The organism is Ktedonospora formicarum (genome assembly GCF_016587355.1).
Taxonomy (GTDB): Bacteria; Chloroflexota; Ktedonobacteria; order Ktedonobacterales; family Ktedonobacteraceae; genus Ktedonobacter; species Ktedonobacter formicarum.
In genome coordinates this window covers 309,031-333,228 of sequence record NZ_BNJF01000002.1, presented here as the reverse complement: position 1 = coordinate 333,228, position 24,198 = coordinate 309,031, and the positions used below count along the sequence as shown (strand labels likewise).

The window sequence follows — 24,198 nt, the reverse complement described above, 5'->3', positions numbered from 1 at the left end:
GCGTAGCTCGTTGTATGACAATGTTCTGTCCCCACTTTTTACCACTTCCATAGTCCTTGCGTACTATAGTACGCAAGAGCGTCAAGGTCAAGGTAAGAGTGTGGAAGCCAGAGCAATTTCATTTTCTCCCGACGAATGCCAAGGTCCGCACAGCAATCATTTAGGGGAAGGGGGAAGGGCACTAGCCTCCTTTCATCTTTTGGAGAGTACTAACGGGGATGGCAATCATCGGTTTCCAGATATAGCTGCATTCCTGAATGTAGATGTGGGAGATGGGTCGGGCGGTAGCCGCTGGAAAAGGATACTCCTTGAAAAAGGCTGAGAAAACATCTAGCATCTCTAAACGTTGTAATGACCATTCGCCGCGCTCGATTTCTAGATCGTAGACTATAGCGTGTTCAGGATCATAGGCATAAGCATGGAAAAGCTGGACCAGGGTGTTTTTTTCTTCCTCAATTGTGGCAAAGTCTTCAGCGGGAGGCAAATGCTCGGCTGATCCCTGATTGCGCAGATAGGCGACGAGATCACCCTGTTTGTCCGCAGTCTCCACACTGACCAGCAGTTCTTGATGGCGCTGGAAGAGCGAGATGGCACCAGTATGAAAGAAATGAAAGCGAAATTCGGTAAGACGATTCCCGAAATAATTCATCACGGGATCGTTGCTATCCGAGCGCAAAAAGAAAACGCCTCTGCGTTCACGACCGTCTAGATCGCGCAAGCAGACCACGGCTCGATAGACAATCTGATAGTAGCTCGTCCCCAGAAATTCAGGTAACACACCGGGCCGCATGCCCCGCATGTTGCCTATGACAATGGAAATATAGCTCCTGCCATTATGGATATAAGGATGTATATAGGCGGGAAGCAGATCTGCCAGGAGTGGGGGCGGAACAGCATAGGTGAGTAACAAGATATCTTGAAAGGTTGTTTTCATGGCGATGGGAAGGCGATGGGTGGAATTGCTCATAGCTGCCTCGCGGGATGTGGAACGATAGTGAGACGGTAATAAATACCAAGAGCCACTAGAGCAAGACACCAGCATCCCCCATAGATCACGAATTGTGCTTGAGGGAAAGCACTCATAGCAATCATAGTAGCGAGGAAGACAACAGCATGGATGAGGAAATAGCGATGCGTAACCATTGCCATCATTGAGAAGGCTACAGCGGCTAACAAGCTAAGAATGGGCGCATTGAAGAAGAGCGGCAAGCCAACCGCTTCATTGAAAAGGCCAGTACATGTCGCGGCGAGAATAAAGGTCGTCCAGATCCACCAAATGAAAGTTTCCGTTGTGGTACGCTGACCGCCGCTGCGTCGGTGAATAAAGAAAATGATCGGCGGTATAAGCAAGATATGCAGACCCCACAGGCCAATATATATAAGCGAACGATGCTCACCATTCCACAAAAGTAATTGGGTGATACTATTGGTAAGCAAGATTTGAATACCCATGACAATCCAGATTAGCCACCAGCGTTCAGAAATGATACGCCCACGAATATCGCCGCCAATTTCAGCGACGAGCGTGAATACTCGTTCCGCATTATTGCGCTCCATAGTTCGATGCTCTCCCGATAGTTGATAAAAAACCTCCTGGGCATTTAATGCTGCCAGTGTAACGCGAAATAGACAAGTTAACCAGTGAGTCGACCCACTTCTTTTATAATGTGTCGCTTAACGTTGGGGCTGCTTTCCCAACGGTGTCAGTCCAAAAAATCACAAGCAGAGCAGATTATGGCCTGTGTCACAGCATTAGGGGCCGAAACATTGTATGCTTGCGGTAGAGCTTTTTAGAGCCTGTGGATGTTGGCATGGTTTCGAGGGGGGAGTCACATGTCACTTATGAGCGAAGGAATCCTCAGGGAGCAAGCATATGTATTGTGCGAATTGTGGCGTAGAGAATACACCTAAACAGCGTTTTTGCCCAAATTGTGGACAGTCCATGCAAAATAATCTCTATGAAAAGATGCAAGAAATCGGGCGCGGCAAAATGGCGGGAGTATCCTCCTCTCCGTCGCAAGCTTACAGAATGGGTTGTCGCGTCGTCTTGTCCCAGATATGGAAAAATGGCGGGGCGACAATTGTTTGTATATTGCTTATTCTCGTGTTCTTCCTGGTGATAGAACAACAGGTGAAGTCTTTGGAGGGACAGGTTCCACGTGTCAATTTCTCTGGTCATACAGAGGGAGTCGTAGAAGCTGCCTGGTCTCCGGATGGAAAGTATGTCGCGACTGGTAGCAGTGATAAGACTGTGCGTGTGTGGGATTCTGGTAGCGGGCGACAGCTCTTTAGCCATAGCGGTTATCATACCGATGCTTATAGTAAAGGTTTCACATGGTCACCTGATAGCAGGCGCATTGCATCAACAGATGAAGATAATGCTATCCATATATGGGACGCGACTAATGGTGACAATGAACGCGTCATTCATCTCTCTCTGGACCCATCCTCCCTGTCCTGGTCGCCAGATGGAACCCGTCTGGCGGTCGCTAATAGCAACAGCAGTGCTGGCATGGTGCAGATTGTGGAAGCCGCAAGTGGGAATGTTCTTTATACCTACAAAGAGGACACATTTCTCAATCAAGTAGTCTGGTCACCAGATGGAAAGCGAATTGCTTCGGCGAGCGAAGATGGGGCAGTGAGTATATGGGATCCGACAGGCAACGGTTCTACTCTGATCTACAAGGGATACCAGAAAAACCACGGCGTGGCAAGATATCTGGCGTGGTCACCAGATGGGAAACGTATAGCCTCAATTGGTAGAAGCAGCAGAACCGATCACGAAGATACCGTCCAGGTCTGGGAAGTTGCGAATCAGCACCTCCTCTATGATTATTATCCTGGGTATGGTCGCCACGTGACTGGCGTGGCGTGGTCGCCGGATGGGAAGCGCATAGCCATGAGTGCCGATCCCGATCTGATACAAGTGTGGAATGCTGACATTGGGCATCCAATTTATAGCTATTATGGCTCCTCCGGTTGGGGTTTGATACTCCAGACTGGTCACCTGATAGCACAAAGCTTGTCTTCGCTTCAGGTGGGCACAATGTCTCCATCATAGAACCACGTGCTACCTTCGTTGGGCAGGCTAGCCGCTTCGATCTGATCGACATTGGTATGTATGGTGCTGGCTTCCTCGTGATTGCGCTTGTGATTATGTTCGGAATGAAGAAGAAGGTCAGCCCAGTGCGCATAACTGGCATAGCTTTGCTCATTGTCACGGTCATGGGTGGGTTAATGGTGCTTATGGTTGCTAGTGGCTGGAATCCCGTGCTTTTCCTGTCAGTTCCAGAGTAAACATTAACATTAGGCTGTTGATTTTCGAGGAATTCCTCTGCTGATGAGAAGACCTTTTTCCTGGTTAGTGACTGAGAAATCACCTGATAAGGCCAAAGAGGAGTAAGGCAATCACGAGGATGTTTCCCCGAAAATCGATGGCTTTATGTCCACGTTTTACACCAGGGGCGAGTTCAGCCCTCAACCCACTGCTTTCCTCACGAGCGCGGCGATTTTTGCCTCTTCTGTATCAGTCAACTCTTTTAGTGCGAAGGCGACCGGCCACAGAGCGCCTTCATCGAGATTCGCGCTGTCGTTGAAGCCGAGTGTTGCGTACCTGGTGTTGAACTTGATCGCAGGTTGGAAGAAGCAGACAATCTTGCCATCTATGGCATACGCGGGCATTCCATACCACGTTCTTGGTGCAAGCACTGGGGCGTTTTCTTTGATGATCTCATGGATCCGCGCGGCCATGGCGCGGTCAGGTTCCGGCAATGCGGTGATCTTCGTGAGCACGTCGTTTTCCCCTTCCTCCCTGTTCTTGTTGGCACGTGCCTCCGCCTTCTGCTCTTTCGCGCGCTCCTTCATCGCAGCTCGTTCCTCATCGGAGAAGCCCTTGTATTTCTTGTTGGTTGTTTCGGCGTTTTTTGTGGAGTCTTGCGTGATTTTCTTTTCAGACTGGCTCATAGAATCTCCTGATTTTTTCTATTTCAATTTGGGTAAATTGGATACAGATTTAAGCATCATTCTTCTTGTTCTCGCTCGCTTCAAGCGAGAGCAGGGTCAGACCGAGTCGGATGATCTGTAGAAGCACTCCATGCAGCGCAGCCTGATCTGGCAGCGTTCCCGAAAGCAGCGTCGTTCCGGTCTCCTGTTGCTCGATGCTGAGCCCGCCAAAGCGGTCTTGCCAGGACGGGCTCAGGTGCCCTTGGATCCGTATAGTATAGTACATCTGCCTCCTTCACTGATCTCGTGCGTTTACAGCCTTCGCGTCGTGCTAGGAAAAGCGAACCAGTCAGATCACCAGGATCGCCTCACCGCGTCTACACAAAGAATAGCAGAACGCGAGGCATTCCACAGTCGCCAAAGGGATACCAAAGGGAGTAGTTGCCTGAGTTGCAAGGCCACTTGTTGGGAGGAATCTTGTTAGAGCAGGGAGCGGGCTCGCGCCAGGGCAATTGCCTGGGTTCGGCTGGTAGCTCCTAGTTTGCCGAGCAGGTTGCTGACGTGCTTCTTGACGGTGGGCAGCTCGATCACCAGGGTCCTTGCAATGTCCTGATTTGAGGCTCCAGTGTTCAGCAGATGTAAGACTTCCTGCTCACGCTTCGTAAGGGGAACACTCAGCTCGGATGGACTGACGGATTCCTGCCGGGCTGGGGAGAGTTCAGGTGGGAGTGTTGCCACCTGATATCTGTTTGTTTCTTGCCGCTCCTGCTCGAAAACTGCCAGCAGTTTTAAGATGTAGGCTCTAGTGGAGGGTGCCAACTCATGTTGCTGAGGGTGTTGTGTGAGCAGCCCCTCAAGCGTCCGGCGCATCGGTTCGCCTTCATCCAAGTATACGCGCAGGTGGCCTTCTGGTTCGGTCAAGGCAAACAGGAGCGCAACCGCTTCGCAGGATTGCTCGTTTTTGCCTGTGTGGTGTAGGGCTATCATGTACTGGGCTAGAAATGGCAGGGCGATTTTGCTGTTGGTCGAATGACCTAGACTCTTGCTAAAGCGCTCCAGCAGCTCCAGTGCCTCTGTCCAACGATGCTCTGCAAAATACACACGCATTACAACTGGGAAAGCGTCATACAAGCTACGTTCCCATGCCCCTTCTGGAAAGACAATGCTTATCGCCCAGTCGGCTGCCCCTTTTATTTGTCCTTGAGCCAGTTTATATTGTGCTCGCAGAATTGGTAGCCTGTTCTGGCTGTGATATCCTCCCAACTCCTCAAGCGCTTGCAGCGCTTGCTGGGCTGCGGACAGATCACCTCTCGCTAACTCAACTTGCATCAGATGGATGTATCCTGCCAGGAGTAAATCTTTCTGCTGCCAGGTAGTGGCATCCTGAATGGCCGTTCGCAGCCAGCTACGTGCCTCTGCCAGCCTATTCCACTGATACAACACCATCGCCAGGACATCCTTAAAATACCCTTCGAGTAGGGCATAACTTGCCGTCTGCTCAATCAGTTCGAGGGCGGCTAGACTCTCCTGATAGGCCAAGTGCAACTGTCCTGCCTCTTCTGCTGAGAGTGCCAACCATTGTATGATTCTGGTCGTCGCAAAATGGCTTCCTGATTGGTGCGCCCTCTGCTTGGCCTCCAGTAGTTGTGGTACAAGCTTTGCTCTCTCTTGCCGGACTGTATAGTAGATGACATTACAGAAGAGTGGGAGCATGTGCCAGATGATCTCCTCGTCCTGGTCAAGCTCCTGCAATTCCTTATGTAGGGCAAGCAAGCGTTCATTCTCCGAGGTCTCTATCACCTCATACAAGGTCATTCCTGCGCGTAGCAGGCGTAGACGTCGATGCAGCAGAGCCTCCTCGGTGGCGCTGGTTTCTGAAGTGGTGGAGCGAACGGTTGAGCCTGCTCGCGTCTCCTGGATTTTCTGGTTGATCCCATCCGTTTGATGCGGTAAGGCGGTTTCGACGCGTGCCATGAGCCGCTTCACCTGCTGGTGACGACTTTCTCGTTGCTCACGGGTCGAATATGCGATGGGATGGAGCAGGTAGTGCGCTGTGGTGAGCACCAGATGTGCGTATTCACGCACCAGAGTACCAGGCAGCGCCAGTACCCAGCGTGCCATCGTAGCTGCCTCTCCACCCATCCAGAATTGCTCGACGGTTTGCTCCATCAGCCGCGCTGCTGTTGAGAAGTCAGTGGCGGCAAGTGCATGAGTAATGGCTTCAGCCCACTGCCCCTCGGATTCATAATAGCCAGCGGCCCGATGATGCAAGAGCGTGACCATCTCTGGTTGACTGGTATAGAGCGCTGAGAGAAGGGCCTCACGAAAAAGATCATGTAGCCGATAAGTGCGCCGCTCCTCGTCCAGAGGTACCAGGAAGAGGTTCGCTCGCTCCAGCAACGCAAGCATTTGCTGACTGGCCGCTTTCGTTGATGCGTTGGTAACAGCCTGGCACGCAGCAGCGTCCAGGCGCGAGAGGATGGCGATGTGGAGTAAAAAGTCGCGCATATCGAGGGACAGGCGTGCAAGGATGTCCTCTTGCACGTAATCCAGCAGATAGCGCTGGCTACCAGTTAATGTCTCAAGGTATGCTGTGCGATCCTCACGCTTCTGCATAGTAAGCGCGACCAAATGCAGACCGGTGATCCAGCCTTCTGTCCGACTCATCAGTCGTTGTAGCTCTGCTTCCGAGAGCGGCGGGGAGAGCATCTTGCCCAAAAACTGATTCGCTTCATCCGACTGGAAACGTAGCTCGTCTGCACGAATTTCGGTCAATTGCCCATGGGCTCGTAGACGTGCAAGGGGCAGGTCTGGATCTACGCGACTAGAGAGAATAAGATGCAGATGAGCGGGTAGGTGCTCTAGGAAGAAGGCCATGCCCTGGTGAATGACCGGTTCTTCAATCACTTGATAATCGTCTAGAATGAGGCTGATGGAAGCAGGAGACGTTTGCCGGTTTTCCAGCTCATGGAGAAGCACGGAAAGACAGGAGAAAAGCGGTGGTGGCTGGGGTGATTGCAACTGTGCTACCACATTTTCCCCAAAGTTTGCTGTTAGACTGGGGCAGCGGCGTAAGGCCGCAATCAGCGCAACCCAGAAGCGTGTCGGGCTATTGTCTAGTTCGTCCGGTGCGAGCCAGGCTACCTGTGTCTTTTTTTGCCGGTGCGCCCAAACCGAGAGCAGCGTAGTTTTTCCCCAGCCCGCCGAGGCTGAGAGTAGGGTCAATGGTGTTGAAAGTGCCTCGTCAAGCGCAGTCAGCAAGCGTTCACGTTCCACCAGGGCGTTCGGTAGTCGAGGCGGGGTAAGTCGGCTGGAGAGCAGCATTATCCCAGGTTCGGTCGTGGTCGCAGACGGCAGCGCTAGCGAGAGCGCCGTCTCCTCTAACCGCGCTAGCGAGAGGCTTTCTGTTTGTCCGAGATAGCGCTTGCGGGTGCGGCCCTCTTTGGTCTGGTAGGCATACCAGTACGAACCCCCACGCGGCCTTTTCTCCAGGTAGACATTCAAACTTCCAGACGCGCCGTGGAAGGCAAAGGCGGTTGCCTCGTAGAGCCAGGCCTGCCACACGGCTGGCTCTGTTGGTCGAAAACGCTGCTTCAGCTGCCCATGCGTGTACAGCTCATAGATACGCTGGTCTCCAGACCACATGAGGGCATGAAGAGGTGTTCTTCCCATCAGACCTTCTCTGTGCCTCCTTTGTTTCCGACTGCCCTCAATTCCTCCCAACAGCAAGAAGTATACCAAAGAAGAGGTCAACGGACAACAAGTTTGTGGCGACGCATCGGCTTGCGCAGATGATTCTTCTGGATTCTTTGACAAAGGTAGAGCGAGAAGAATGGAATGTGAAGATTCTCCATGCGCTTGACGTTGTCGTCCCTGAAATAGCTGATGCATGCGCTTTATGCACAGCTAGCAGAAGAGTATCACATTCTCTTAAAAAACGACCTGTAAAATCTACGGTTCGATGAGAGGCAGCGGGCGGAGTGATGTCAATGGTAGATGAAATTGCTCTTGTATCGCGAAGTACTTCGCGATCAGGCTCCTCTGACAGTCATATCCGCCCACTGAAAGATTTGTTATTCCTCCAACCCCCTATGTCCATATCACTTGGCAAATTTGCTAAACCCGTTGGCTGATGACTCCTGGTTCCTCTTTAAGTGTCTTCTCAAGCGTTTCGGGTTATGCTGAGTATGCCTTTAGATTGGATATATCAGGATTGCGGAGAAACGGGCTTCCCATTTGAAAACGTATTCCCACTGAATATATTTCCTGAACCACTAGCATTCCAATAGGCAACTGGGCCGTAAATACCACATTGGGGCCAATATTCGGTTGAAAACACATTGTTTGTCACTTTGATATTTGTCGATCCTTGTCCGCCACCATAGAGTGCATAAGCACCACCAGCAATCCAGTTATTGGTGATTGTGGCATTGGTCACTGGACCATCATCTGCAAAAAGGCCAATGGCAGCCGAAGCACCTTGATCAGCAGTGAGTTGATTGAGGAGTGTGTTGTGCGTGATGGTTAAACCAAGAGGATCCGCCCCGTCTGAAATAAACGGGTCTGCATGGTTCATTTGATTTGACATATTCCTAAACGCTTGCAGATCATGGACGTAGTTATCATGAATATATCCATGACCCATAGAAATCACGTCACTAAAGGCAGAGATGTTGTTGTAGCCGACTTCGATGGAGCCATTACCCATATTGGATACTCCATAATCTTCGCCGCCATTATCTGGTCCTTTGCCGACTACACCTACGATGGTGCAATGGAGAATCTTTAGGCCGCTATAACCTGACCGTAAGTTAATTCCCCACCAATTAGACGAAGAAATGCGGCTATTCTCAATAGTGACGTTATTTGCGTACACATCGAATGAGCCAGTGAGGTCAACTCCACTTATTACGGTATTGTTGTCGGTGATACTGATATTTCCGCTTTGTGCCTTCAGTGTGGTGCCCGATGGAACCCCAGTGTTGCTGGCATCTGGGAAGCCACATGCGCTGAAATTCGAGCATGTCCCAGGATTGGTTGGAGGTGTAGCGATCACTGTTGGAGTAGGAGTTGGTACCTGTATGGTTGGTTGAGGTGTTGGCGTTTTCGGCTGGGAAGTTGCGGTTTGGGTAGGAGCCTGGGTCGGAACCGAGGTTGGTTGTGTCGAAGACTGTGGAATAAAGAGCACATCAACCCAGTAGTTGCTGGCAAGGTAGGTTTTCGTTGGGAAACCTCCACCGTACTTGTAGAGGCCCTGTGTGGCTGTTAATGCGCCCACTGTATGGCTTTTATTAAAAAAATTGTAGGTATAGGCGTAGTGAGCTGATGGTGCGAAATAAGATGCGATATAAGTGGTATTGGCTTTAACTGCCACTGGTTGACTAAAGTTCATTTGCTGCCAACCACTCTTGCTCTCGTTCGTGAAGGTGGATGTGGCAAGTCGCTGACCGCTCGTATTCCATAGGCTTCCTGTATGGGTTCCATTATTGCCGTTGCCTTTGTAGAAGCGGATCCCATAGATAGATCCATTGGTATTGGCGGTGAATCGCATGCCTAATTCGGTGGCTTGATCATCGGTCGCACTCGTGTTGCTTGGAGTTGTATTTCCCCAGAGACCAACTGGAGTAGGATTCGCTGCGGATGTCCTGTTTATGGTGTTTAGGGTAATAGCGCCTACTAGACCAACAAGTACGATGGCAATACCCACAATTAAGGTGTAACGGTGCTTCCATTTGTTGATCGGCTTTTGAGGTGAATCATGAAGATTAGGTGAATCATCATGAGAGGTGTTGGTGGTTTGTGTTCGTGTATTCTTCATCAGGAAACTCCAAAAAAATCTCTCATTTTATGGTTGTTTCTCAATATGAGAAAGAATCGAGACTGAGCAGATGCAATGTGCAGGAATTCATCACGATCTTGATCAGAGCCTAGTTGTTGCAGGGATGTCTCGCGTGATTAGGATAGGGCTGACGCTAGTGGGTGATCCTGGAGATAATGAGCTCAATGAGACCTATTGTTGGTTGAAGGCAAAGGCTCTTTGGAAAGTGATTGTCTAAATCAATATTTTCGCCTATGGACACCAACAGTCCTTGTGAGGCAACTACTGCGCAAAACAGGGGAACTGGTATCGATGGTCTCACACCCTGTATGGATGTGTTAGTTTGCCTCTGGAATAATGCTGACACCAGATACCTAACAATTCTCATTGAGCTTCCGTACGATTGGATGGATATGTATGCCGATTTCGGGCTTGGCGGTAGATGGTGTTAGCTTCTCTTTATTCTCTGTGCCTCTTTTTTAGGTGCTCCTTTCTCCTTACCATTGGTGCGCTGTCGAGCCTCACCTATTCAGTAAAAACGGTATATATCTATTTATACTGAATAGGTGAGGTAAAGCAAGAAGGAAGTACTTTTTACTTCCTCTTTTGCCTGTTAGGATACTCAGTGTTGTTCAGGCTTGATATCAGTTGGCGCTTTCATTATTCCTATAAAGGTTCATGTCAGCCAATTACTACCAGCAGCCTTGAGTTTAATCGATAGTAGGCACTATTCCTTCTTTGTCTATGGACTCTACACTTTGTTTGTCATATAAGGGGCCTGACTTTTGTTGCATGGGCATTTTTCCTGGATTACGTCGTAGGGGTTCGCGCCTGGCTGGTTGGATTGGTTTTGGCCTTGCGTTAATAGAAGGGATTGATCGCGTTATTGGTGCATCAGAGGATAGCACTATTTCTTCTCCGTGATGCAATACCTTTATAGATTCGCCCTCTAGGAGAGAATAGGTTGCCTCTGTATCTCTAATCTCAACGCGTATTCGGCACTTCTTAAAGAGAAGACGGAACGCAAGAGAGGTTATCTTTTCTGGCAAGCGCGGCATAAATGAAAGCGAACCATCTTGCCAGCGCAGACCCCCTAATCCCTCAACCAGAGCTGTCCAACTTCCTGCTAGTGATGCCATATGGAGACCATCCTGCGTATTATGCTCTAGATTATAAAGGTCCATAAAGGCGGCTTCTCCTAGATAATCATAGGCGAGCTGAAGTTGTCCTACCTCAGCGGCAAGCACAGCTTGGGTCGATGCTGATAAAGAGGAATCACGTACAGTGAGGGCCTCATAGTATTCAAAATTTCGTGCTTTTTGTTCAGCAGAGAAGGCATCACTAAATAATTGCATCGCAAGGACAAGATCAGCCTGTTTCACGACCTGCTTGCGATAGAGATGCGCATAGTGAAAGTGAAGAAACAATGGATATTGATCTTCTCTGGTCTGCTCAAAATCCCATATTTCATGTTCTAAAAATGTTTCATCCTGCGGAGTGATTTTACGTTCTGCGTCATATGGGAGGAACATGCGCTCTGCTGCCCTAAGCCAGTTAGCTATCTCCTCATCATGTACTTGCAGCTGCTTCGCTGCTTGAGCATGTCGACTTGCGACTTCTGCTGCGCTGCGTAAGTTCAACTGGGCCATAAGATTGGTATAACTATTGTTGTCCACCAGCGCGCTGTATTCATCAGGTCCTGTTACTCCATCAATGCGAAAATGCCCAGCATTATCTTCATATCCAAGTGAATACCACAACCTGGCAGTCTCAATGAGCAAGGGCAAGCCAATTTTCTCCTCAAATTCGAGATCGCCTGTTGCCCCTATATAGTGGACGACAGCATAGGCAATATCGGCATTGATATGGAACGCAGCAACGCTTGCAGGCCAGTATCCAGAGCATTCTTCGCCTGCGATAGTACGCCAGGGGAATGCCGCACCTTGTAAGCCGATTTGCTGAGCTCGCTCCTTTGCTTGCTCTAAAATAGAATATCGCCAATATAACGCGTCTGCTACGGCTGATGGGTTGGTCAGCGTCAAAACAGGGAGCACAAAGATCTCTGTATCCCAAAATGTATGACCATCGTAGCCAGGGCCAGTGAGTCCCTTGGCGGGAATTGGTCGCCGTTCCGCACGTGCGCTTGCTTGCAGGACATGAAAGAGCGCAAAGCGCACTGCTTGTTGAATCTGGGGATCTCCTTCAAGCTCTACATCAGCCTGTGACCAGAATGTATCCAGGTAGGAACGCTGCTCGGACAATAACCCATTCCAACCGGTCATAAGTGCCGCGGAGAGCGCGGCAATAACCTGATCGTGTATAGCGGGTCGTGAGCGAAGGCTTGACCAGCCATACGCGATAAACTTGACGAGACGTATCTTCTCACCTGGTTTTACCTGCGCGGTAACAGTCATACGAGCGATGTCGGGTGAGCTGTCTGCGTCAATCTTCATAGAAGAGGGGCCCTCGATCGTGTGATCCATCCCTGCCCCGATGCGTAGCCCACTTGTTGAGGTACGATGGATAAGGAGTCCACGCGTTTCTTGGGCTTGATGCTCCTCAGATAGTAACTTGGTCGCAATTCCCCTGGAAGAGCGAGGGTCCTTTGATTGGGGCAATAGCTCTTCATTTGCTACCAGTTCAGACTGAAGAACAAAGCGCATTGGCATATCAATAGGCTCCACCTCATAGCAGATGGCAGCTATTGCTCTTTGAGAAAAAGATACGAGCCGTGTAGAAGTGACTTTAATGGTTTGCCCGGCGGGCGAAGTCCAGTGTACGCGCCGATTCAGAATACCATTGCGTAAATCGAGCTCACGCGTATGACTATGGATAGTACCATAGCGAATATCAAATGGCTCATCCTCTACGGTGAGGCGAATGAGTTTCCCATTCGTCACATTGATAATGGTTTGACCAGCTTCTGGGTTGCCGTATGCTGACTCTCCGTAAGGGATAGGATATTGCTCATAGACTGAATTTAAATAACTACCGGGGAGCCCGTGTGGTTCGCCTTCGTCCAGGTTTCCTCGTAACCCGATATGCCCATTTGAAAGAGCAAAAATAGATTCTGTTTGGGCCAGAATATCAGGTTGAAATATTTCTTCAAAAATACTCCATTCTTTAGTAGAGAAGTTTGGATGCTGGATCATGTTCTTTTTCCTTCCAATTACAAATTTAGAGATTAACTAAATGTATAGTGAAAAGAGTAGGGCAGGTTAGAATTTGCTATTTTGCGTTTGCTTTTGCTCTCTATTCGGTACCTTTAAATATGGTTACGATTAATGGAATGAAAAAGATGAGTCTAAATATTGTTCAGTGTCTAAAGAGAGCGAAGACAACTTTATGTTCACCGTAAAAGGGCGGCAGGTTGTGGTAAATGTTCGCCCGCATCTCGAATGTTCCGTTGAGTTCAGGCAACAGGTGAAAATTGCCTATAATCCTCAAAATCCTTCACACCTTCAGTTTGTGCATATGCATTATCATATCCATTGTGCTGAACAGTCTCAATAGCTCCCAGCCGCCAGATACAAGCCGTTAGGACACTGCCCTAACGGCTTGTATCTGGCTCACCCTTCCATTTCCAACATTCCTAGGTAAACAAACGTGACAAGCAAGAGTATCCTGCTACACCCTCTTGCAGCATTCTATCCCCTTTTTGACTACTCGTTATGGAGCACATCGAGCAGGAGCGATGCCGTCCATGAGAACTGATCTGTTCCATGTCCTTCTCCGTTGAACGGATTATAGTATTCGAAAAAGCCATGCCGTTGTGGAAGATCAATGATTGTCTGGCGCAAACGCTGGGCGTATTCGTGATATCCGTAGCGGCGCAAGCCATGAGAGAGAAGCCAGTTCATGTTGATCCATACTGGTCCTCGCCAGTAGCGATTGGGGGAAAATTCTGACGTGTTTCTATCGTAGCTAGGTATGGCATATGCCTCTCCACCTAAAGGGCTGAAAGAGTCTGAGTTGAGATAGGTATACATCCGCTGTGCGCGAGCCTGATCTGGAATGCCCGCGAAGAGCGGCACAAAACCCGCAACGCTATATGCATCGATCTGTTTGTTCTCTACGAGATCGAAATCGAGGTAGATCCCGTGTTCGTCATCCCACATTTTCTGATTGATGGCCTGGGCCGTCAACTCAGCCCAGTGAAGAAATGGCGTTGGGTCCTCATTTAGGATAGATGCAATCTCAGCAAGATCTTTGTTTGACTGGCAAAGGAGGGCATTGAAGAGTACATCTTGTACCAGGAAAGGACAATCGCGGCGGATCTGTTCTTCATTGTAGTCCCGTGCGGCAAAGAGTTTGACGAGATAGGCATAGCGGTCATATTCCATCTTAGTAGGCCGATCCTCGGCATTCACAAGCTGAGTATCGACACGTTGATAGGCTGGAATCTCGTTAACTTGCAGATGCATACGTTGGAGAATAGAATCCCAGACTGGCGAGTTATCCAGTGATTCCCATGGATGCTGGATATAAACGAGTCCCTCTCCTTGTGCGTCACGTTCCTGGTAGAGGTACGTGTGCCAGGCCTTCAGGTGGGAAAACATCTCAGCCAGGAATGCTCGCGCTTGCGTGGTATTTTGCGCGTGATGGTACATGTGTAGAATCGCTGTCGCGTGTATCGGGAGCTGTATAAGGCCTGATGTCTGTCTATCACGAGGAGCATAAGGGTAGCGCTCGACCTCCCAGAATTGTAGACTCTCCTGGTAGTTATTTGCCTGAGGATTGAAGATCATGTGTGGGAGCATCCCGTTTGACCATTGGCCCTCAAAGAGAGTGCGCAGTTCTTGTTCGGCTCGATCCTGATCATAATGGATATAGCCCATTGCAATGAAGGCAGAATCCCATGACCACTGATGATGATAAAGAATGGAGCCAGGTCGCGTAAAGGACCCCGTCCAGTTTCCCTGAAGGACCTCAATTGCCTTTTGTCTGAGTTGCTCATATTCGTGTTTCATATCAAATAACACTCCCTTTAATCTTTTGTCACAGCTCGGAAAGAGTGCTGCACAATCGGGTGTAGTTCATTTTTTTGCAACCCCCTACGATCCCCATGGTCGCACGACATTGCGTCCCCAACGTCTTTGGGCTTGGGTGCGCCCTTTGGGGGAAACAGGACGCGGAGGTGCTGGGGGAGAGGGAAAGCAAGCGAGGAGCAGAGGCAGAGGCAGGCGCAGCCATGTGAGCCACAAGCGCGTCTTAGCTCGGACCACTCCTGCTGCTCGCCGCTGGCTTGCACGCGTTTGGCGGCTCTGGTGCCAGCCTCCCCGAATCAGATGCCACCCTTGCAGCCAGCGGTCGCTGCCCAACGTCGTGCGCAAGGCCAGCATGGGATTGACGTTTTCCCGCTTCCAATGCATGCCTGCTCCTTTGAGACGAGCCTGGACCACGAGCTTGTTGCCACTCTCTGCCATCCCCGAGCCAATGGGCCAGCCCGCCCGTTGATAGGTCGGAGAGTCCATCTGGCCCTCTCGCTTGCGCAGGTACCTCAGCTTCTCGTGCATGTCTGGGGCTGCAAACGTGAGGCAGAGCTGCTCTAAGGTGGCCAGAACCGTGCGTGGTCCCTGCTGCTTGAGGGTCTGCAACTGCTCTTGCAACCACGACGCTGAGAGGACGGCTCCCTGACTGCGAGCCAGTTCCCCCAACTCACTCACATACTGGGCGGCATGCGCAAAATCGAGAATGCGTATGGCATCAGCTCGATGCCCTTGCACGAAGCTCTGAATCCACTCCGCCCCATCCTGCAGCGCTGCCACCTCGCCGGCACGCTCCACTCCTCGTCGGCGCATCTCGTAGGAAGCCAGATCGGCAAACGTGTTGGCATCGCTCAAGCGGGCAAAATACGAGAGATGCTCACCGTGGGCGACCTGCTTCTTTTTTCCCTCGCGCACCTCGGCGATGGTCACCATTTTGACTTCGGCCCACTCCTTTGGCCGGATCGGCACCAAGACGCCATCAGTCGCCAGTGCCAAGCGGGAATGGACTGGTTCCTGGCTTGAGGAGCCGGTCAGAGGATGCGCCTGCTGATCCTGCCACTGCTGCAGGCACGTTCCTGCCTCCTCGGTGAGCCGTCGCACCGTGCTCGTGCTCACGCGCACGCCCAGCAGCGTTTGCAGGTGCTTGGCCGCCTGGGCAAATGGGACAACGGCTCCCAAGAGCAGCAGTCCCTGATGGGCATGCGGGGTCAACCCACTGCAGGGCAGGTCCAACTCCTCATCGAGGGGGAAAAAAGCCGCTTCCACACTGCGGGCACGTTCCATAGCTGCGTGAGAGCTTGACGTCTTTTCCTCCTTGCGTGCTCAGGATCCGTTCGTGCTTGCCTCGCGCTTGCAACGGCATGCCACAGTGTGGGCAACGGGGCCGTTGCCCTTGTTCTTGTCCACTCCAATCGCGCTTCTCACTGTGCTGGGCCAGGTCAACCAGCATGTGGGCGCGCAATCCTGAGAGTCGGGCATCGAGTTCCTCTTCAATCTCCTTGAAGGTGGCTTGGGGGTGCTCTTGGCGCCAGCCTTCCATCTCTTCAAAGACGCTTGCACTCAGCGCACGCCAGACGTCTGCGAGCGGGGAATGTCCCATGTGGCAACCTCCTTGTTTGGCTTCTGCTCTTGCTTTCTATTGTATCATCTCTTGCCCTCCCTGCATCCATGATGGCGCTTGCAAAAAAATGAACTACACCCTGCACAATCTTTTCACTGTTTATCTTGCCCTTTTCCAGGTATGCTGTTGTATAGGGCATGTTTCTCACCATGGATAAGCAAGCTCTCGGTGTTATATGCATACTCATTGTCGCATGCAGATCAGGAGGTGTCCACCTTGTCTCAAGGCGAGATGGCAGGTAGAGGGTTATGATTGGGATGAAGAGAGGCTGTCTCGAAGGCAAAAAGAAAAGGGCCACAATACGTGACCCTTTGCAAATGATGCATTAAGTATATACATCAGTTTTTGGGAAAAGTCAAGCGAACGCTATCGTAATGACATGATTATCGTATTTGCCATACCTGCGCGGCTCCATCAAAGTTGCCAGTAACAAAGCGTCTACTATCGGGTGCCCAAGAAATACTGGTCATATAATTGTCTTTATTCCCTTGATAGAGCGCGACAATGTTTCCATTTTGGGCATTATACACATGTATTGAGCCATCTTTTGATACAGCCGCTATATATTTTTCATCAGGGGACCATGCGACTCCCCACACGCTATCCTGATAATCCTTGCGAGGTTCAAAGCGATTAACGCCTGTGCTGACATTCCAGACCTGTAATGTGTTGTCTGAGCTTGCCGAGGCTATATATGTATCATTTTTCGACCATGCAACATAATAGACAGATGTGCGATGCTTTTTCGTGTAGGAAAAAATGGCTGTCTGGGTTGCTAGATTCCATATGTCGACTGTGTTATTTTCGTTCGCTGCTGCCAAGTATCTCCCATTGTGCGACCATGCCAGACCATGTACTCCATCGAGATGTGATTTGATCTCATAGACCTGCTTTTGCGTGTTCACGTTCCAGACCTTGATAATCCCGCTTAGATTGGAGGAAGCGACTAGCGTACCATCTGGACTCCATGCAACCCCATGCGCTAAATTCTCCTGCTTGACAACGAAGAGCAGGTTTCCATTCATCGCATTCCATACCTGCAGTGTCCTATCATTTCCCACCGAAGCGATGTATTTACTATCAGGGGACCATGCCACTCTCCATACCAGCTCTGTGTGACCGTGATAGGTTGTGATAAGTCTCCTGGTTTGAGCATCCCAGATCTGAACAGTTCGATCATAGCTTCCAGAGGCGATATATTTACCATTGGGGGACCATGCGACTCCACTTACAACATCATTATGTCCATTATAGGCTGAGAGTAGCTGGGGTTGAGGTGGGACAAGCAGCGGTGGGACAAGGAAGTAAGCTCCAATTACGCATAGTACCACAAACATAACAGATGCTATGAGCAACCAGCGTTTAGATTTTTGCCTTGATACCGTGCCTTCATGTTTGCGGAAATTTTCTAGCTCGTCCTTTTTTCTGCGTAAATCTCGCAGCTTCTCTTCAGTGATTTTGTTGCCTGGATCAAGTTTGGCAACCTTTTCAAAGTCTGTAACGGCGCCTGAGAGGTTATTCAGTACCTCATAGACCTCGCCTCGCTTCCTCAGGGTTGTGATGTTATGGGGATCAAGTCTCAATGCTTGCTCGAAGTCATTGAGCGCTTGTTTATGTTCCCTGAGTTGCATATAAGCTGTGCCGCGCTCGATATAAGCTTGTATCGACTCTTCGTCCCGCTCTAGTGCGTCATTGAAATATTTAATGGCGGTATCTGGTTTATTTTGTAATACTAGTTCTCGACCTAATTGTAAGAAGTCGCTTACGGTACGTGGAGAGGTGGGAAGGGGGTTCTGCCCGTTAATAGCATCTTCAAGCGCCTTATGTAGTTCCCCCTCATTGGGGAGGCGGCGTCTGGCTTTCCTATACCAGGAAATAGCTTCGCGGATGTCGCTACTCTGATATGCTTCGGCCAGCCGCCACCACAGGGCGGCCTCAAGCTCCATACTGTAAGCGGGTAGTGGAGTGGGGAAGGCAACTTTTTTCTCACTCACAAGTCTGACCAGTTGGCGTAAACTTGTAAACTCATCACGAAGCGGCTGGAGGCTATGGCTGAATACAAGGCATTGGTCAGCCCAATCCCAGTAGGAACGGGTTGGTTCACTCATGGCGTTTTCAAAGAATCGCCCTAATTGGCTGGCTTCGCGATTGGTTTCGCGCTGATAGATACTGGCAGCGTACATAAATGGGAGGAGGGATTTTACGCCTTCCGTAGGATTAAACCATAATTCCAGTTCGGCATAGTCCAGGTAGAGTTGTCTCCACTTATGATCTCCCATACGTTGACGCAGGTTACTATAGGTGTACTGCTTCTCTCTGTCCTGTAATTGCTTCGTAATAACAGAGCGTAAGCGCTTGATGACGTCCATTACCTCTGATCTGGCACGATTTTGTAGTAACCAGAGGCGCAGAAAGTGGCGCACCTCTTGATGTAGCGCAGGTTGCCCATGCTTAGTAAAGATAAAACCGTAGCGACGATGGAGGCGGCTCAGTTCTGTCTCTAATCCCTGAGAAACATTAAGAGCCGCAGCGAGCAGCGATGACTCTGTGTCTGGCTCTTCGATACGCCTGAGCAGAGCAAGGCCGTACAAGCGTGTACGATCAGAAGGATTAGAGCGCGTATGGATAAGGTAGCGCTCGACCATCTGCTCAACGATTTCGCGCCTGCTATCGATGCCCTTTGTGATAAGCTCCATATCAGGTTTTTCAAGATATAGGCTGGCGGCAATTTTCACGGCCAGGGGAACGCCCTGCGTGACATTGAGAATTCGTGTTGCATTCTTCTGGGCATCTCTTGTGGGCCATGGCGTATTTGTCTTTTGGCACAGAATGTTGAAGTATTCCTCGATATCACTCAGAGCAAAGTCTCCGACGCCATCAGCGCTAAAGTCCACTACTACACTGAGATCTGGATGCACAAGTTCGCGATAGCCATACTCCGGGTCCAGCCAGCGCCGCCGCTGCGTCAGACCTGACCATAAGTTATCTCGCCCTGATAGTATCCAGCCGACCCTATTGCCAGCGGCCCCTATGCAGATCTGTAGCAGTTTATCGCCTTCATCAATCTCTTCATACGTATCGAAGAATATGAGTATAGGGTGTTGCTTTGAGAGGTGGGCCAGATCTTTCCCCAACGCCAGACCTAGTTGCAATGGAGCATCCAGGTAGCCGCTTAGATCATCTTCTATCCGCTCTTCCAGATGCTTGCGCAACCGCTCCCATTGCTCTTTCCCTATTCTGGCTCCTGACTCAATAAACTCTCCAGTTTTCTCGCGCACCAGTTCGTTGCTGAAGAGGATACTAAGCCCTTCGAGGGAATTGGTAGAGGTAGCGACGGATAAGAGTGTCAAAAGCGCGTCTCGTGCGAGACCAAGACCGCGCAGCCAGGCAAAACTCTCATCCTGTTGTAGCTGATCCAGGACTTCGTATGCCTGTTTCCTGGCCCCTGTCGCTGCCTGCTGCGCCTTACGAAAATTACTGAATTCTCGGCGTTGCTTCCCTAATGCGGAAGCGATTCTTTTATAGAGCAGGTTGTAATATTGATATGCATCAATATTTTCACGATCAGTTACATTAAAGAGTGCGCGTCTATTCTGGGCAGCAAACTCCCAGTCCACAATCTCACCAACTTGCAATTCATTTTCATATTCCAGCGCGATCTCACGATAATGCCTGAGCAATGTGCTTTTCCCAAAACCACCACGTCCATACAGGAACACGAAGAAGCTCTGGATCTTGTTATTAGGGGCGGGAGGCATGGTAAGAGGAGAAACAGAAGAGAGGTTTATTGAACGTTTCCATCTCTCCAGGTAGAAACGAAAATCATTTAATTGTCGCTCACGGCCAATAAAAATTTCATTGAGATCCAGGTCTTCAGGTAAGACAAACTCGCCTGTCATAAAGAGATAACTCCCTTTGTACTCTCAAACAGATTTCTTAGGCGACAAATGAGTGCTATCATGTCCCTTGCGATAGGACCATGCCTCTTAATTCACAAATGCACTGATGCTCATATCGCATGCCGAGTTTGGCGTTTAACTCTGCTAATACTATTGTAGTACACCACAACTTTACGCGCAAAGCAACACACGCTAACTGTTTATTTTAACGCATAAAAGCTGTGTAATCAAATATGGATCCTAGAGAATGTATTCTCTGGTGCACTTGCTAGCAAATTGGGACAGGGCAAGAACGAACTCTTGTTATAACCGCGAAATACAGAGATAGCGTGTTCAAGGTGAGACGGACTCGCAAATAGCTTTAAATCGCCTGCTCTCGTACGGCAGCATACTTTCCCATCAAAATGGCACCCGGTGACCAGATTTGCTATTAATTCAATGGGTGAAACCATTCTCTGAGACTAGGCCAGACTTTTGACTGGATGTGGGAACCATGGATCGGACGAATGACCAGTATAGACATTGACAGTCTGGCGAGCGCGACATCCCAGATGCGTACGGTGCTATCAAAATTCGATGAAGCGAGATTGCGTTCATCAGGAGACCAAGCAAGATCGAAGATGACATCATTGTGTCCAGTTAGTTCGGCTACAATGCTTTGTCGCTTAATGTCCCAAATGACAACATTGGCGAAATTTGGATCGTTGTAGCGTCGTGCTGTTGCGAGATAGCGCTCATCAGGAGATCAAGCCAGCGCGAAAATGATAGTAGGCCCATCAAGGGATTTAGGGTTATAACGTAATGTATGCAAGTGCCTTCCTGTAGTAGCCTCGAATGGCTCAAAGGTCGCCAACTATCGCGACCTTTGAGCCATTCGAGGAGAAGGCACAATTGCCAAGAATGCCGTTAAAATCGTCAGGCCAGTCATAGGTCGTCTCATCAGAACCAGTAAAGGCGTTCCAGGAACGTGCATCATAGCTCTCGGAAAGCACACGGCGTCCATCGGGTGATCAGGCAACGCAGTTGATACCGTTTGGTTGATTCGAATAGGTGTATTTTGTTTGTCCAATACTGTTAGGAACATCTGCGCCGGCATTTGCTTTTGGTATTCCCCTAAATGAACCTCCGCTGAATAGAGCCACTAAACATATACCAGATAAGATGAGACAGTACACAGTTTTTTCAACTCTTTTGCATAAAGACGCATGCGCATAAAATAAAAACCCCTTTCCTCAGAAAGATACGCTGGGCCTGATAAGGATGTTTAAGATGGTATTGTCTATTATCTTTGCTCATGGGTCTCTGTAATAAAATGCTGGTCATGTCCATATAATCGCATTAAGTTCTCCAACTGGTCTGGGTGACGTCACGAGGATTCCACCGAAAGGCAGAACAAAGAAGGGCGCGTATCAACTCTTTCTGTCCTGTTTTGGGTATTTATTCTTGAGCATCTATTGAGTAGATAAGAAGCACACAATGATGTTACATTGAGTGTGTGCGTGAGATGTATCTTTTTGGGGAATGTGGGCGGCGAGGCATCTATTATACACCACAAATGGGGATTTCTTGGTTTTTGACAATGAGGTGACTAAGAGCCGCAGCTTTCGCGATTAAACGAATATTTTGCTCTTGCTTCTGCTCTCTTTGGGGCTTTGCTCTTCAAGATGTGGGACCACGGGCGTATTTCTTGATAGAAAAATCTTTTACGGCTCAAAATGCTTGTCGCGAGCTCTTCTACGCATCTGTTTCAGCGCGATCTCTTCCTCAATCCGTCGACGTTCCTCTTTGCTGCTCAGGCCCCAGTCCATCGCATTATAGCTGCCTCCAATGCCAAATAAGCCAGCGACAGACCCGCACACAAGCGTCATGAATAAGAAAAAGGAGGCATGCGTAACCGCAAATCCAATGCCAAAACCAATCACTCCTCCGATACCAAGTATGACGATACTGGCTACAAGTTTTGTCTTTCGGTCGAGCGTGATGCCCAAATACCTCCAAAGTAAGCGCCGAATATGGTCCATATTTTTTGCAGCCCTCCTGAGAAGAGTCTAAATCAGAGGTGACTTAACAGTGTAATATTCTATATGATCGATATTGCATTTGCCTCCTTGACCGTTCATTCTTCTTGAAGAATGAACGGTCATTTGATTTGTTGACTTATATACTTTACGTCCATAACAACCAAGAAGTTGAATACTTCTTTTCGAGATGGTGTTGACACTAATGCGTTTAGCCAGACAATGAGCAATTTGATGGAAACAAGGCCTGGCGCTTGGTGAGCTTAGCTGGTTGGGACTGAGAATTGACCGCCTCCAGCTTTTCGCATGGCCTCTAGAGCTTCATCCATCGTAAACAGCCTGGTGATCTCATTTACCTTCATAATCCCCGAAGCTTTGACAGCCAGACTCACCGCAGAAGCAGTAATGTCATCGGGAACTTCAAAAAGCACCATACCATCATACTTCCCCAGAGAATAGTACAAACCAAGCAATTTTCCACCTAACTTCTGTACTAAATCTCTGCTAGGAATGGTGCGGTCTTGAGGGTTCTTTACAAGTGTAGTCCAGGTTTCAGAGGTATACGTCATCTGCACCATATAAAGAGCCATAGTATAATTTCCCTCCTTTATTCGAGATGTCAGCTACGAGAACGTGAAGGTTGTGTGAGCCAGAATGTCTACTTGGTCATTCATGATTTGATTGAGCTTTATCCGCCTGTGATTGTTAAATGGGATTCTCCTGGCTTAATTCTAACGTACTGGTTCAGATCAAGGGGAAGGCCCTATTTGATGCTGGCTTTTTGCCAGGAGGGCATCTGCTGGAACGTAGCCAGCCTTTGCAAACTTTGATGAGTGGCAGCTCGCTATGGATAAGGGCCTCAATGAACTCTTCGCAGCAGCTCTGCTGGACGTTCGCCGTAATTTTCATGGCAGTGTAACATATGCGTCCGGCGAGTGGGAAGAGATTGACTGGTCAGTTTTCGACATTGTGAGCATAGATCTTTACCGCGCACAGCATAACGAAGCTATCTACCAGCAGCAGCTATCGACGTATATTGAATATCAAAAACCAGTGGCAATCACTGAATTTGGATGCTGCGCGCTCAAAGGTGCCGCTTCACTCGGCGGTGCCGCCATGTTTGCGGTACTTTCGGCGCAGGACGGTGGGTTAGTCGTAAACGAAGGCTGGCAATACAAGAAGATGAGCAAGTGGGCTATTTACAAGAATTGCTACAAGCCTTCAAAAAAGCCAGTGTTCTGGTCGCATTTTGGTTCACGTTTGCCGACTACGAAAAACCATATAGCAATGACCCAAAGCATAATCTCGATATGGCTTCCTACGGTATTGTGCAAGTGCGCACCCAAAAAGGCGAGACTTACACCGATATGAATTGGGAGCCTCGTAAGGCGTTCGAGGAGTTCAGAAAGCTCTGGTAATAACTTCGATTTCAGTATTGCCCACTTTATTATCTTCATCTTCGTCAAAGATCCTGCGCATAACCATGATAATCTGGTTGTGTCGCTTTGAGTCCGCTCTGGGTAAGCACGCAATCGGACATGGGCTCTTCCTCTATGCCTCCAAACCCAGCGGCAATCGCATTGAGGTATCATCTGGAGGCTACATGATCTTTGCACCTTGGGAATAAATGCCGTAATTGCTCATTTTTGGCTCTTCGCTATTGTAGGTGACAGGTTCTCAGTATCAGCATGAAAAAAGGGACGATTGAGATGTGTCAAATTCTTGATTTATTAAGATGTTTCTTTCTAGAGTGTATTCTGAGATAACAAACATTTTTGAGTAACACATTGACGAAGAATGAGATATATGAGTAACTAAGGTTACAGTGGATAATAGGATAAAATTCGTCGTAAAGTTATTAATCATAGTGTGGCAAGCAGAGAAAGAGATTTGCATTCTTTCTCTGCACCTC

Annotated in this window: 17 protein-coding genes; 3 read left to right on the top strand and 14 right to left on the bottom strand. The window is 49.3% G+C overall.

Features of this window, described 5'->3' with window-relative positions; genetic code table 11:
• Positions 1-181: 181 nt before the first annotated feature.
• Together K3T82_RS20500 and K3T82_RS20495 are read right to left on the bottom strand one after the other, a co-directional pair.
• The gene (locus K3T82_RS20500) at positions 182-967 is read right to left on the bottom strand and encodes a DUF2071 domain-containing protein (RefSeq protein ID WP_220195409.1); all 786 of its coding nucleotides are present in this window, start codon (positions 965-967) and stop codon (positions 182-184) included.
• Positions 964-1,557: a hypothetical protein gene (locus K3T82_RS20495; RefSeq protein ID WP_220195408.1), complete on the bottom strand. Its 594-nt coding sequence runs from the start codon at positions 1,555-1,557 to the stop codon at positions 964-966. Before K3T82_RS20495 ends, K3T82_RS20500 begins: the two co-directional genes overlap by 4 nt.
• A 316-nt stretch (positions 1,558-1,873) precedes the next feature.
• Here K3T82_RS20495 and K3T82_RS20490 point away from each other — a divergent pair, with 316 nt between their 5' ends.
• Together K3T82_RS20490 and K3T82_RS20485 are read left to right on the top strand one after the other, a co-directional pair.
• The gene (locus K3T82_RS20490) at positions 1,874-3,061 is read left to right on the top strand and encodes an eIF2A-related protein (RefSeq protein WP_220195407.1); all 1,188 of its coding nucleotides are present in this window, start codon (positions 1,874-1,876) and stop codon (positions 3,059-3,061) included.
• Positions 2,980-3,297, top strand: a complete 318-nt coding sequence (locus K3T82_RS20485; RefSeq protein ID WP_220195406.1) for a hypothetical protein — start codon at positions 2,980-2,982, stop codon at positions 3,295-3,297. Before K3T82_RS20490 ends, K3T82_RS20485 begins: the two co-directional genes overlap by 82 nt.
• 180 nt (positions 3,298-3,477) lie before the next feature.
• On the opposite strand, the gene K3T82_RS20480 is transcribed toward K3T82_RS20485, so the two are convergent.
• The 12 genes from K3T82_RS20480 to K3T82_RS20425 form a co-directional block, all read right to left on the bottom strand.
• Positions 3,478-3,963, bottom strand: coding sequence for an iron chaperone (locus tag K3T82_RS20480; RefSeq protein ID WP_220195405.1), 486 nt, complete (start codon positions 3,961-3,963; stop codon positions 3,478-3,480).
• A gap of 49 nt (positions 3,964-4,012) precedes the next feature.
• Complete coding sequence (locus K3T82_RS20475) at positions 4,013-4,228, bottom strand: hypothetical protein (RefSeq protein ID WP_220195404.1); 216 nt, start codon at positions 4,226-4,228, stop codon at positions 4,013-4,015.
• Positions 4,229-4,422: 194 nt separating this feature from the next.
• Positions 4,423-7,614 carry a DUF6788 family protein gene (locus K3T82_RS20470; RefSeq protein ID WP_220195403.1) on the bottom strand — a complete coding sequence of 1,064 codons (3,192 nt, stop codon included), beginning with the start codon at positions 7,612-7,614 and terminating at the stop codon, positions 4,423-4,425.
• Between the two features lie 535 nt (positions 7,615-8,149).
• Entirely contained in the window at positions 8,150-9,760 is a 1,611-nt protein-coding gene (locus tag K3T82_RS20465; protein ID WP_220195402.1) for a DUF4082 domain-containing protein, read from the bottom strand.
• 710 nt (positions 9,761-10,470) lie between these two features.
• Entirely contained in the window at positions 10,471-12,912 is a 2,442-nt protein-coding gene (locus tag K3T82_RS20460; RefSeq protein WP_220195401.1) for a glycoside hydrolase family 65 protein, read from the bottom strand.
• Between the two features lie 510 nt (positions 12,913-13,422).
• On the bottom strand, positions 13,423-14,730 hold the full coding sequence (locus K3T82_RS20455; protein ID WP_220195400.1) for an amylo-alpha-1,6-glucosidase: 1,308 nt from the start codon (positions 14,728-14,730) through the stop codon (positions 13,423-13,425).
• 84 nt (positions 14,731-14,814) lie between these two features.
• Positions 14,815-16,348 (bottom strand): ISKra4 family transposase gene (locus K3T82_RS20450; protein ID WP_220195399.1). Its coding sequence is split into 2 segments (ribosomal slippage): positions 14,815-16,002 and positions 16,004-16,348, totalling 1,533 coding nucleotides; the frame shifts between segments, so codons are not numbered across the junction.
• Between the two features lie 404 nt (positions 16,349-16,752).
• Positions 16,753-20,268: a WD40 domain-containing protein gene (locus K3T82_RS20445; RefSeq protein WP_220195398.1), complete on the bottom strand. Its 3,516-nt coding sequence runs from the start codon at positions 20,266-20,268 to the stop codon at positions 16,753-16,755.
• A 430-nt stretch (positions 20,269-20,698) separates the two neighbouring features.
• Positions 20,699-20,923, bottom strand: a complete 225-nt coding sequence (locus tag K3T82_RS49965; protein WP_420799329.1) for a hypothetical protein — start codon at positions 20,921-20,923, stop codon at positions 20,699-20,701.
• A gap of 184 nt (positions 20,924-21,107) precedes the next feature.
• Positions 21,108-21,260 carry a hypothetical protein gene (locus K3T82_RS20435; protein ID WP_220195397.1) on the bottom strand — a complete coding sequence of 51 codons (153 nt, stop codon included), beginning with the start codon at positions 21,258-21,260 and terminating at the stop codon, positions 21,108-21,110.
• A 711-nt stretch (positions 21,261-21,971) separates the two neighbouring features.
• Positions 21,972-22,289, bottom strand: a complete 318-nt coding sequence (locus tag K3T82_RS20430; RefSeq protein ID WP_220195396.1) for a hypothetical protein — start codon at positions 22,287-22,289, stop codon at positions 21,972-21,974.
• 260 nt (positions 22,290-22,549) lie between these two features.
• A complete protein-coding gene (locus K3T82_RS20425; RefSeq protein ID WP_220195395.1) occupies positions 22,550-22,876 on the bottom strand; it encodes a GYD domain-containing protein in 327 nt (108 codons plus the stop codon).
• 256 nt (positions 22,877-23,132) lie between these two features.
• On the opposite strand from K3T82_RS20425, the gene K3T82_RS20420 reads away from it, so the two are divergent.
• Positions 23,133-23,657 carry a hypothetical protein gene (locus K3T82_RS20420; protein WP_220195394.1) on the top strand — a complete coding sequence of 175 codons (525 nt, stop codon included), beginning with the start codon at positions 23,133-23,135 and terminating at the stop codon, positions 23,655-23,657.
• The last annotated feature ends 541 nt before the right edge of the window (positions 23,658-24,198 follow it).

Coding starts and splice junctions, on each gene's coding strand:
- K3T82_RS20490 (WP_220195407.1), top strand. CDS start 1,874: ATGTATTGTGCGAATTGTGGCGTAGAGAATACACCTAAACAGCGTTTT.
- K3T82_RS20470 (WP_220195403.1), bottom strand. CDS start 7,614: ATGGGAAGAACACCTCTTCATGCCCTCATGTGGTCTGGAGACCAGCGT.
- K3T82_RS20445 (WP_220195398.1), bottom strand. CDS start 20,268: ATGACAGGCGAGTTTGTCTTACCTGAAGACCTGGATCTCAATGAAATT.
- K3T82_RS20430 (WP_220195396.1), bottom strand. CDS start 22,289: ATGGACCATATTCGGCGCTTACTTTGGAGGTATTTGGGCATCACGCTC.
- K3T82_RS20420 (WP_220195394.1), top strand. CDS start 23,133: ATGGATAAGGGCCTCAATGAACTCTTCGCAGCAGCTCTGCTGGACGTT.
- K3T82_RS20460 (WP_220195401.1), bottom strand. CDS start 12,912: ATGATCCAGCATCCAAACTTCTCTACTAAAGAATGGAGTATTTTTGAA.
- K3T82_RS20480 (WP_220195405.1), bottom strand. CDS start 3,963: ATGAGCCAGTCTGAAAAGAAAATCACGCAAGACTCCACAAAAAACGCC.
- K3T82_RS20425 (WP_220195395.1), bottom strand. CDS start 22,876: ATGGCTCTTTATATGGTGCAGATGACGTATACCTCTGAAACCTGGACT.
- K3T82_RS20495 (WP_220195408.1), bottom strand. CDS start 1,557: ATGGAGCGCAATAATGCGGAACGAGTATTCACGCTCGTCGCTGAAATT.
- K3T82_RS20455 (WP_220195400.1), bottom strand. CDS start 14,730: ATGAAACACGAATATGAGCAACTCAGACAAAAGGCAATTGAGGTCCTT.
- K3T82_RS20465 (WP_220195402.1), bottom strand. CDS start 9,760: ATGAAGAATACACGAACACAAACCACCAACACCTCTCATGATGATTCA.
- K3T82_RS20500 (WP_220195409.1), bottom strand. CDS start 967: ATGAGCAATTCCACCCATCGCCTTCCCATCGCCATGAAAACAACCTTT.
- K3T82_RS20475 (WP_220195404.1), bottom strand. CDS start 4,228: ATGTACTATACTATACGGATCCAAGGGCACCTGAGCCCGTCCTGGCAA.